Consider the following 10,178-nt stretch of genomic DNA (forward strand, 5'->3'; position numbering starts at 1 on the left):
CGGACGGACGGCAGGTGGCGGGTAACAGATGACAACTAACAGATAACAGATTTCGAAATCTGTTATCTGTTATCTGTTAGTTGTCGGTTGTCATCTGTCCGCCGCCCTCGCCCGCCCGCCCGTCCGTCCGTCCGTCCGTCCGTCCGTCCGAAAATTCCCCCACATGTTCGGAACTGGAGCCCCCGCGCCTCCGACTGCTGTACCGGACACCGCCGCCGAGGCGGTGTCCGGTACAGCAGTCGGGCAACGGAGGGACTCCATGGCAGCGCAACAGCCGCTGGCCGCCGCCACGTTGATGGACAATCAGGCCGAACCGGCGGACCGATGGATCCTGGTCGTGGCCGCCGGGCTGCTCTCGTTCGTCGCGATGCTCGACATGAACGTGGTCAACCTGGCCCTCACCGACATCTCGGCCAGCCTCCACGTGTCCGCCGGGGTCGCCCAGTGGGCCACCCTCGGCTACCAACTCCCGCTGGTGGCGCTCCTCTTGCCCGCCGGGCGCTGGCTGGACCAGGTGGGCACCCGCTCGGCGTTGCTGCTCGCCGTCAGTTGCTTCGCCGCGTGCAGCGTGCTGGCCTCCCTCGCCCCCTGGGCGGGCTGGCTGATCGCCGCCCGACTCCTCCAGGGCGCCTTCGGCGCGGTGCTGTTCGTCCTGATGCCGGTGCTGGCCGCCACCTCCGTCCGCCCCGAGTCCCGCGGACGGGCGATGAGCATCCCGGCCACGCTCGGCCCGCTCGGCGCCGTCACCGGGCCGGTCATCGGCGGCCTGCTGCTGGACCACTTCGGCTGGCGGGCGGTCTTCCTGATCAAGCTGCCGGTCTGCCTGGCCGCCGTGCTGATCGTGCGCCGGTACGCCCCGCGGCGGGGTCGCCTGCGCCCGCCCGACCGGGCGTCGCTCGGCGATGCCGCCCTGATCGGCGCGGCCGTCGCCGCCGTGCTGCTCGCGCTGACCCTGGCCCCGGAGGCGCCGCTGTGGCTGCTTCTGGCGCTGCCCGCCGCCCCTCTGGTGCTGGTCTGGCTGCGCCGCCCCGGGGGCAGGCCGGTCGCCGAGGTCCTGCGGGCCGCCGGCAACGTCGGGGTCAACGCGTCGGTGCTGGCCCTCGCCGCCGGCTTCGCGGCCTGCCACTACCTGCTCGCCCAGCACCTGCGCGGCCCGGGCGGCGAGAGCGCCACCGCCACCGCGCTCACCATGCTGGCCTTCCCGCTCGGCATGGTGCTGGCCGGCCGGGTCGGCGGACGGCTGGCCGACCGCTGGGGCGCCCGGCCGACCGCGCTCACCGGCGCCGCCGTGACCACCCTCGGCCTGGCACTGCTCGTCCCGCTGGACACCGGGTGGTCCGCCGCCGACATCGCCTGGCGGCTCGCCCTGGCCGGTGTCGGGATGGGCCTCAACGGCGGCCCCACCCAGGCCCTGGTGATGACCGCCTCGCCCCCCGGGAAGCTCGCCACCGCGGGCTCCGCCGTCCAACTGGCCCGCAGCCTGGGCTTCGCCTTCGGCCCTGCCCTGGCCGGCGCCGCCGCGCTGGCCGGCGACCGCGCCACCACCGGCACCCGGGCGGGCATCGCCCTGGCCGCCCTGGTCGCGGCGACGGCCGTAGCCCTGCTCGCCCTGCACCGCCGTCCACGGACCTGAGACCGCCGGACCGCGCCTTCCCGACGCCCGCCCGCCCGGAGCCCATACACCCGGAGCCCGTACCCGAGAGCCCGCACCCCGCCATGCCCGCACCACCGGAGGAACACCGCAGATGACCGACACCGTCCATGACCCGGCGCCGGCCCACCCGACGGACGAGCCGCGCTGCCCGTACGGCTACGACCAACTCCCGGACCCCGTACCGCTGTACGGCCCCGAGTACAAGAGCGACCCGTACCCGCTCTACCGGCGCATGCGCGAGGCCGGGTCGGTGCACCGGGTGGAGTTCCCGAGCGGCATCCACGCCTGGCTGGTCACCGGCTACCAGGCCGCCCACGAGACCCTCAACGACCCCCGGTTCGGCAAGAACCACGCACTGGGCAACGAGAACTGGCGCGAGCTGGCGTCGATCATGCCCGAGCCGCAGCACTCCCAGTTGCAGGTCCACCTGCTGCACCAGGATCCGCCCAAGCACACCACGATGCGCCGGCTCGTCCTGGACGCCTTCGCGCCGCGCCGGGTGGAGTCGTTGCGCCCGCGCTTCCAGGAGCTGGCCGACACGCTGGTCGACGAACTGCCCGAGGCCGGCGGCGCCGACCTGGTGGCCGGCTTCGCGGCGCACTTCCCGTTCCGGGTGCTCGCCGAAGTGATCGGCCTGCCTGCCGAGTTGGCGGTGCGATTCGACCGCGACTGGGGCAAGGTCGTACAGCCCGTCGGCCCGCACGACCCGGGCCGCCCGGCGTACGAGGCGCGGCTGCGCGGCCTCCAGACGTACATCGCCGACGTGGTCGCCCACAAGCGCGCCGGGAACCCCGCCGATGACCACGACCGGCACGACCCGGACACGGTCGGCGCCGACCTGCTGGGCCGGCTCGTCGCCGCCCACGACGCGGGCGAGTTGAGCCGCGAGGAGCTGGACTCCATGGTGTTCCAGCTGCTGGTCGCGGGCCAGGAGCCGGTCACCAACCAGATCACCACCATGCTGATCACCCTGCTGCGCCACCCCGACCAGCTCGCCCGGCTGCGCGACTCCCTCCCCGAGGGGCCCGCCCACGACCCCGGACTGCTGGCCCGTGCGGTGGAGGAACTGCTGCGCCACGACGCCGCGTTCGAGCTCACCACCTGGCGTTTCCTCGCCGAGGACGGAGACCTGTTCGGGACCACCGTCCCGGCCGGCGACTCGGTGATCGTCTCGCTGTGCGCCGCCAACCGGGACGAGACCCGGTTCCCGGACGCGGACCGCCTCGACTTCGACCGCACGCCCAACGCCCATCTCGCCTTCGGCCACGGCATCCACTACTGCCCCGGCGCCGCCCTGGCCCGGGCCGAACTCCAGACCGCCATCGCCACCCTGCTCACCCGGCTGCCCGGGCTGCGCCCGTCCGAGGCGCCCAGCGAGGGCCTGGACTCCCTCGCCTGGATCCCCGCCGTCCTGGCGCGCGGGGTCAACCGGCTGCCCGTCGACTACGACCGGCGCGTCTGAGCCGAGGCCCCGGCCACCCTGCGAACACCCCGCGGCCGCGACCGGCCGCCGACGTCCGCCCGGCGTCCGCTCCACGCCCGCACCACCTTCCACGGAGGACCACCATGCCGCCCGCCGGCACCGTTTCCGCCCGCCACCACCACACCGCACCCGGGCCCGCGCCCACACCCACACCCGGGCCCGCGCCCGAGCCCACGCCCGCGCCCGCGAACACCGGGGTCGGCGCCCACCCGCAGGACGCCGCGCGGCTCGCCGCCCGGATCCTCGGCCTGCTCCTGCCGAACCGCCGCGCATCCGACCCGGGGCTGAACGCCGATCCCGAGCATTTCCCCTTCCAGCTGGCCCAGTTGACGGACTTCATCACCGCAGGCGACCCGATCCTGTTCACCCTGCCCGGCTTCCCCTGCAAGTCGCCGAACCCCGCGAAGGTGCTCAGCCACCTGCCCGACGAGGGCGAACGGCTGTCGCTCACCTTCCTCGACGGGCTCTGCGCGGAGATCGGCGGGCACTACGAGCCCGGCGCACGGATCCTGATCTGCTCGGACGGTCACATCTTCGGCGACCTCGTCCACGTCCCCGACGATCACATCGACGAGTACTCCGACGAGTTGACGGCGATGATCGCCCGTGAGGGCCTCGCCCACCTCGCCACCTTCGACCTGCGGGACGTCCTCGGCGACCTGCCGTACGACGACAAGCGCGCCCGGGTGCACGCCCAGTACGCGCCGAGCGTCGAGGAGTTGCGCGAGCTGGTGCTGACGGACGAGGAGACCCTGCGGCTCTACCGCGGCATCACGCGCTTCCTGACCGACGACACCGTCGGCTTCACCGGCACCCGCTCCGCCCTGCAGCGCGACTGCCGCCGCCGCGCGTACGGGGTGATCCAGCGCAGCCGAGCCTGGGGCGAGTTGATCGCCGAGCAGCACCCCCGGTCGGTCCGGCTCTCCATCCACCCGCAGCCCGCAGGCGCGCCGAAGTTCGGCATCCGGCTGCTGGAGGCCGCCGACGCCTGGATGACGCCCTGGCACTCGTCGGTTCTCCACCGCGCCGACGGTGAATGGGAGTTGCTGCGCAGCGAGGAGGCCGCGCAGCGCGGCCGGCTGGTCGAACTCGACGGCCGGCCGAGCCACTACGAGGCGTTCTGACGCGCGGGCCCCACCTCGGCGGCCCGCACCCCCTCGACCCCGGCCCCACCAGCATCCGCCCCGGCCCCGGCGCTCTCCACCAAGGCCGGGGCGGCTGGGACGGCCGGGGTGCGGTGGTCGAAGGCGATCAACGGGTCGCCCGTGAGCGGGTGTTCGACCACCGCCGCGCGGACGCCGAACACCTCGGCCAGCAGCTCCGCGGTCAGCACCTCGCGCGGCGCCCCGGAGGCCACCAGGGCGCCGCGGTGCAGGACGTGCAGCCGATCGCAGACGGAGGCGGCGGCGTTGAGGTCGTGCAGCGCGACCAGGGTGGTACGGCGCTGGTCCCGCAGCAGGGCGAGGAGTTCGACCTGGTGGCGGACGTCCAGGTGGTTGGTCGGCTCGTCCAGCACCAGGACGTCCGGCTGCTGGGCGAGCGCGCGGGCCAGCAGCACCCGTTGCCGTTCGCCCCCGGACAGTTGGGCGAAACGGCGGTCGGCGGCGTCCGCCATGCCGACCCGTGCCAGCGCGTCGGCGGTGATCCGGTGGTCCTCGGCGTCGTCGGCCGCGAACGACCGCTTGTAGGGGGTGCGGCCCATCGCGACCACCTCGCGGACGCTCAACTCGAAGTCCCCGCCCCGCTCCTGCGGCAGCGCGGCGATGTGCCGGGCGGACTGCGCGGGGCGCAGCCCGGCCAGGTCGCGCCCGGCCAGCAGCACCCGCCCGGCACTCGGCCGCAGGTGCCGGTAGACGGTCCGCAGCAGGCTGGACTTGCCGCTGCCGTTGGGCCCGACCAGGCCGGCGATCTCCCCCTCTTCGGCGACCAGGTGGACGCCGGCCACCACCGCCCGCCCGGACAGGGTGACGCTCAGGTCCTCGACGGCGATCCTCACGTGCGCTCCAGTCGTCGGTCCAGCAGGTAGAGCAGGGTGGGGGCGCCGAGGACGGCGGTGACCACGCCGATCGGCAGTTCCTGGCCGTCCAGCGCGGTGCGGGCCACGGTGTCGACCACGACCAGCAGCAGCGCGCCGGTGAGCGCGGACAGCGGCAGCAGGCGCCGGTGGTCGCCGCCGACGAGCAGGCGGCAGACGTGCGGCACCATCAGTCCGACGAAGCCGATCGCGCCGGAGACCGCGACCAGCACGCCGGTCAGCACGCTGGTGACGACGAAGACCTCCCGGCGCAGCCGGGTGACGTCCACGCCGAGCCCGGCGGCCGTCTCGTCGCCCATGAGCATCGCGTTGAGTCCGCGGGCACGGGCCTGGAGCAGGGCCAGCCCGAGCGTCACCGCGACGGCGGGGACGGCGAGTTGGGCCCAGACCGCGCCGCCCAGGCTGCCCATCAGCCAGAACAGCACGCCGCGGGTCTGCTGCTCGTCGCGGGTCTGCAGGACGAGGTAGCTGGTGATGCCGCCGAGGAACTGGGCGATGGCGATGCCCGCGAGGACCAGGCGCAGCGGGGAGAAGCCGCCGCCGCGCCGGGCCGCCAGCCAGACCAGGGAGAACGCGGCGAGCGCGCCGGCGAAGGCCGCCAGGGAGACGGTGAGGCCGAGCGCGCTGCCGAAGGCGAGGTCGAGGCCGAGCGAGGTGCCGAGGACGATCGCGGCGACCGCCCCGAGGGAGGCGCCGGAGGAGATGCCGAGCAGGTAGGGGTCGGCGAGCGGGTTGCGGACCAGTGCCTGCACGGCCGTGCCGACGAGGCCGAGCCCGGCCCCGACCGTCGCCGCCAGCAGGGCGCGCGGGACGCGCAGCTGCCAGACGATGAGGTCGCGGGTGCCGGGTTCGGGGGCCCGCCCGGTGAGGTGGTGGGCGACCACCGACCAGACCTCGCCGGGCGGGATGTCCACCGCGCCGAACGACACGGCGGCGGTCAACGCGAGCACCAGGGCGGCGGTCAGCGCGACGGCCAGCGGCCCGGCCCGCAGGGTGCGGACCGGGCGGGGCGCGTCGCGCCGTTCGACGGAGACGGCCGACGTCACCGTCTACTGCCCGTTCTTGACGAGATCGGGGTGGACGGTGGCGGCGATCTGCCGGACGGCGTCGGCGTTGCGCACGCCCGCGATGGTGGTGACCTCGGAGCCGAGCCGCACGAAGTGGCCTTCCTGAACGGCCTTCAGGCCCTGGGTCGCGGGGAAGCCGCGCAGGAACGCCTCGGCGTCGTCGAAGGCCTTGCGGGTGGCCTCCTCGCTGCCCCGGTTGCGGACGGCGAGCTGGATCCAGTCCGGGTTCTTGGCGACGACGTCCTCCCAGGAGCCGGGCTTGAAGTCGGCGTCGCAGTCGGCGAACACGTTGCGGGCGCCGGCCTGGGTGATCACCGCGTTGGCGACCTGCCGGCCGCAGACCGCCACCGGCTGCTTGGTGCCGGCGTCGAAGTCGAAGACGAAGTAGCCGGGCCGCTGCGCCTCCGCGACGCCGGCGAGGGCGGTGCGCACCTCGCCGATCTGCTTCTCCATCCCGGTGACGAGCTCCTCCGCACGGGCGGCCGTGCCGGTGACCGCGCCGAGGCGGCGGATGTCGTTCTCGACCCCGGACAGGTCGGTGCGCGGCGCCTTGGCGGCCTTGGGGGTGCCGGCGCAGGCGGTCGAGAGGAGGTAGACGTGCTGGATGCCGGCCGCCGCGAACTCCTCCTCGCTGGGCCCGGTGGCGCCGCCGCCCATCATCGGCATCGCGCCGAAGGTGTCGACGTAGAGGTCGGCGCCGGAGCCGAGCAGCTTCTCCTTGGGGATGATCTTGTCGCCGAGCACCGGCACCTTGGCGCCCTGTTCGGCCAGGGCCGGCGGGAGGGTGCCCTTGCCGGGCGGGAAGCCGGTGCCGATCACCCGGTCGCCCGCGCCGAGTTGGAGCAGTATCTCCAGGGCGGCGGCGTTGCTGGTGACGATCTTGGCGGGAGCCTTGGCGATGGTGGTCTCCCGGTCCGCGCAGTCGGCCACCTTGACGGGGTAGCCGCCGGCCGGGGCGGTCTGGGCGACGCCGGCCGTGCCGCGCTCTCCGCCTCCCCCGCCGCCGTTTCCGGTGCTGCTTCCGGCGCCGCTTCCGCAGGCCGTGGCGAACAGGGCGACGGCAGCCGCGATTCCGCAGACAACGCGAGGGCGCATGACAATTCTCCTGGTCGGTGATCGTGCTCGGGGCCCGTCCTGCGAACCCGGATCAGGTAGTCGGCCGGAGCGTCCGAGGGGTTCCCGGGTTTTTCCGCGCCGCCCGGCACCCGTTCACCCGCCGTCCGCCCACCCGCCATCCACCATCCGCCACCCACCCGTCCGCCCGTCCGCCCCTCACCCATCCGCCGCCCGTCGGCTGCCCGTCCGCGAACCCCCGGCGTAGGGTGGCCGGATGGCCGACCCCACCGTCTTGCGGGACGATCTCGACCTGCCCGTCCGGCTCGGCCCGCTCCCGCCGCGCCGGGTGGTGTCGTTGGTGCCGTCGCTGACCGAGGCGGTCGCCGCCACCGCCCCCGGGCTGCTGGTCGGCGCCACCGACTGGTGCAGCCACCCGGCCGACCTGGCGGTCACCAGGATCGGCGGCACCAAGAACCCGGACGTGCCGGGCATCCTCGCACTCGCCCCGGACCTCGTCCTCGCCAACGACGAGGAGAACCGGCGCCCCGACCTGGACGCGTTGCGGGCGGCCGGCCTGCCGGTCTGGGTCACCGACATCCGCACCCTGGACGACGCGTTCCGCTCGCTCGACCGGCTGCTCACCGCCGCCTGCGCGCTTCCGCGCCCGGACTGGCTGGACCGGGCCGAGGCAGCGTGGGCCCCGGTCCGGCGCCCGCCGGACGGCCCGCGGGCGATCGTTCCGGTCTGGCGCCGCCCGTGGATGGTCCTGGGCCGCGACACCTTCGCCGGGGACCTGCTGCGCCGCCTCGGCCTCCGGCTCGTCCACGCCGGGCACGCCGAGCGCTACCCGGCCGTCCCACTGCCCGAACTGCTCGCCTGCCGACCCGAGTTGGTGGTCCTCCCGGACGAGCCGTACCGCTTCACGACACAGGACGGCCCCGAGGCGTTCCCCGGCGTCCCGGCGGCGCTGGTCAGCGGACGCCACCTGACCTGGTACGGACCGTCCCTGGTGGCGGCGCCCACGGTCCTCGCGCACGCGTTGGACCACCCGTTCACAGGGGGCGCGAACAGCACATCGTAGGATGACCGCCACTCACCGGGCCCGCCGGTGACGAGTGGGGGGAACCACAGTGGCAGTGAACGCATCCCGGAGAGCACTGGTCATGGTGTCGGCTGCGGCGGTCTCGACGGCCGTCCTGGCCGGCTGCGGCACCAAGCACGCCGACAACCACCAGAACAGCTCGCCGGACACCACCGCGGTCGCCGCCACCGGAACACCGACCGAGACGCCGAGCGCGAGCCCGTCCGCGACCGCCACCCCGACGCCGACCGGCTCCCCCACGGCCAGTGCCTCCCACAGCCCGACCCCGTCCGCGAGCAAGTCCAGCAAGCCCGCCCCGACCACCCCGGCCCCGGCCACCACCAAGCCCGGCGCGCCGAGCAACCCGCCCGCCGCGCCCACCACAGCGCCCCCGGTCACCAAGCCCGCCGTCGTGGCCCCCGTGCCCGTCGCCAAGCCCGGCCCGGTCGCGCCCCCGCCGCCGCCCGCGCCGCCGACCCCGCACGTCCCACCGCTGCAGAGCAGCTGCCAGCCCAGCAAGCCCCAGCCCGACGAGCCCAAGGAGGCCGTCGGCGCCGCCCTCGCCACCGCCGCCGGCCAGGCCCGCACGCTCAACCTCAGCAGCGGCGGCACCGACAAGCTCCCGCCGCTGCCCGTCAACCTGGTCAAGGCGATCGCCTGGCAGGAGAGCGGCTGGCAGTCCGGCATCCTCGCCTGCGACGGCGGGATCGGCACCATGCAGATCATGCCGAACACGATCAGCTGGATGAACAGCAAGTTCGGCACCACCTCCGACGCGAAGACCCTCCCCGGAAACGTCCAGCTCGGCACCCAGCTGCTCGACTGGCTGGTCGCCTACTACGGCGACTCCTCCTTCGACGGCAAGTACGACCTCTCCCCTGACCCGGCCACCGGCAAGACGCCGCTGCTCGACCTCGTCATCTCCGCGTACAACGCCGGAGCGGGCAACGTGCACTACAACGCCGTCACCGACCCGGCCACCGGCCAGGTCGTCGGCAACCTCGTCATCCCCAACCCGGGGTACGTGGCCAACGTCAAGGCGCTGATGACCGGCCAGCCGTGGACCAAGACCGGCTGACAACCCCCGAACCCGCGCGAAACAGCGGAAGGGCCCGGAACGCGATCTCGCGTCCCGGGCCCTTCGCCGTGGTTCCCCGCTGGTACGTCAGCCCCGCGTGGCGGTGACGGCGGCGCCCAGCGCCTCCTTGATCCGCGGCCCGAGGCGGGCGAAGCCCAGCTCCTTCATCGCCGCCCGCAGCAGTTCGTCCGCCGTACGCTCCACACCGTCACCGTCCACCCACCGGACGACGGCGAGCAGCTCGTCGGCCGAGTAGGCGGTCACGGGCCGGCCGGGCGTGAAGTCCGGCTTCTCGGGCCGACCGGCGGCGACGGGAGCGGACTCGACGGCGGGCGCGACCTCGGCCTCGACGACCTCGACGACCTCGACGACCTCGGCAACCGGCTCCGCAACGGCGGCGGGCGCATCCTCGATGACCTCGACCTCGACCTCAGCCACCGGCTCCGCGACAACGGCAGGCGTCTCGTCGACGACCTCGACCTCGGCCACCGGCTCGGCGGCCTCTGCCACGGGAACCTCGACCGCCTCGACCTCGGCAATCGTCTCGGGCTCCGCAGCCTCCTCGACCGTCTCCGGCTCCGCGACGACGATGGCGGGCGCCTCCTCGACGACCTCAACCTCAGCCACCGGCTGCACGTCCTCAATGGCGTCGGTCGCTTCAACCGACTCCACGACGGCGACGGCGGGCGCCTCTTCGACGGCCTCGACCTCGACCACCGGCTCC

At 74.2% G+C, this 10,178-nt stretch carries 8 protein-coding genes and 1 pseudogene; 5 read left to right on the forward strand and 4 right to left on the reverse strand.

Translation table 11 applies throughout. The features are described 5' to 3' along the window. The first annotated feature begins 259 nt into the window (after positions 1 to 259). From ACIQVZ_RS04525 to ACIQVZ_RS04535, 3 genes are all read left to right on the forward strand, one after another. Positions 260 to 1,633 (forward strand): MFS transporter, encoded by a 1,374-nt coding sequence (locus ACIQVZ_RS04525; protein WP_402447183.1) that lies wholly within the window; start codon positions 260 to 262, stop codon positions 1,631 to 1,633. A gap of 112 nt (positions 1,634 to 1,745) precedes the next feature. Next, entirely contained in the window at positions 1,746 to 3,116 is a 1,371-nt protein-coding gene (locus tag ACIQVZ_RS04530; protein ID WP_402447186.1) for a cytochrome P450, read from the forward strand. Between the two features lie 104 nt (positions 3,117 to 3,220). Next, positions 3,221 to 4,261 carry an isocyanide synthase family protein gene (locus tag ACIQVZ_RS04535; RefSeq protein ID WP_350875005.1) on the forward strand — a complete coding sequence of 347 codons (1,041 nt, stop codon included), beginning with the start codon at positions 3,221 to 3,223 and terminating at the stop codon, positions 4,259 to 4,261. On the opposite strand, the gene ACIQVZ_RS04540 is transcribed toward ACIQVZ_RS04535, so the two are convergent. Genes ACIQVZ_RS04540 through ACIQVZ_RS04550 form a run of 3 tightly spaced genes read right to left on the reverse strand, consistent with a single transcriptional unit; the run spans position 4,246 to position 7,334 of the window. Then, positions 4,246 to 5,133: an ABC transporter ATP-binding protein gene (locus ACIQVZ_RS04540; RefSeq protein WP_402447190.1), complete on the reverse strand. Its 888-nt coding sequence runs from the start codon at positions 5,131 to 5,133 to the stop codon at positions 4,246 to 4,248. The two genes, ACIQVZ_RS04535 and ACIQVZ_RS04540, sit on opposite strands and share 16 nt — an antisense overlap. Then, positions 5,130 to 6,218, reverse strand: coding sequence for a FecCD family ABC transporter permease (locus ACIQVZ_RS04545; protein ID WP_402447192.1), 1,089 nt, complete (start codon positions 6,216 to 6,218; stop codon positions 5,130 to 5,132). Before ACIQVZ_RS04545 ends, ACIQVZ_RS04540 begins: the two co-directional genes overlap by 4 nt. Before the next feature lie 3 nt (positions 6,219 to 6,221). After that, complete coding sequence (locus ACIQVZ_RS04550) at positions 6,222 to 7,334, reverse strand: ABC transporter substrate-binding protein (RefSeq protein ID WP_402447194.1); 1,113 nt, start codon at positions 7,332 to 7,334, stop codon at positions 6,222 to 6,224. 235 nt (positions 7,335 to 7,569) lie between these two features. On the opposite strand from ACIQVZ_RS04550, the gene ACIQVZ_RS04555 reads away from it, so the two are divergent. Together ACIQVZ_RS04555 and ACIQVZ_RS04560 are read left to right on the forward strand one after the other, a co-directional pair. After that, a complete protein-coding gene (locus tag ACIQVZ_RS04555) occupies positions 7,570 to 8,376 on the forward strand; it encodes a helical backbone metal receptor (RefSeq protein WP_402447196.1) in 807 nt (268 codons plus the stop codon). An 82-nt stretch (positions 8,377 to 8,458) separates the two neighbouring features. Next, on the forward strand, positions 8,459 to 9,454 hold the full coding sequence (locus ACIQVZ_RS04560) for a transglycosylase SLT domain-containing protein (protein ID WP_402447199.1): 996 nt from the start codon (positions 8,459 to 8,461) through the stop codon (positions 9,452 to 9,454). An 87-nt stretch (positions 9,455 to 9,541) separates the two neighbouring features. Here ACIQVZ_RS04560 and ACIQVZ_RS04565 read toward each other — a convergent pair. Continuing rightward, positions 9,542 to 10,178: pseudogene (locus ACIQVZ_RS04565) on the reverse strand (hypothetical protein); the annotation flags it as partial.

Origin of the sequence: Kitasatospora sp. NPDC098663 (genome assembly GCF_044760075.1) — a bacterium.
GTDB lineage: Bacteria > Actinomycetota > Actinomycetes > Streptomycetales > Streptomycetaceae > Kitasatospora.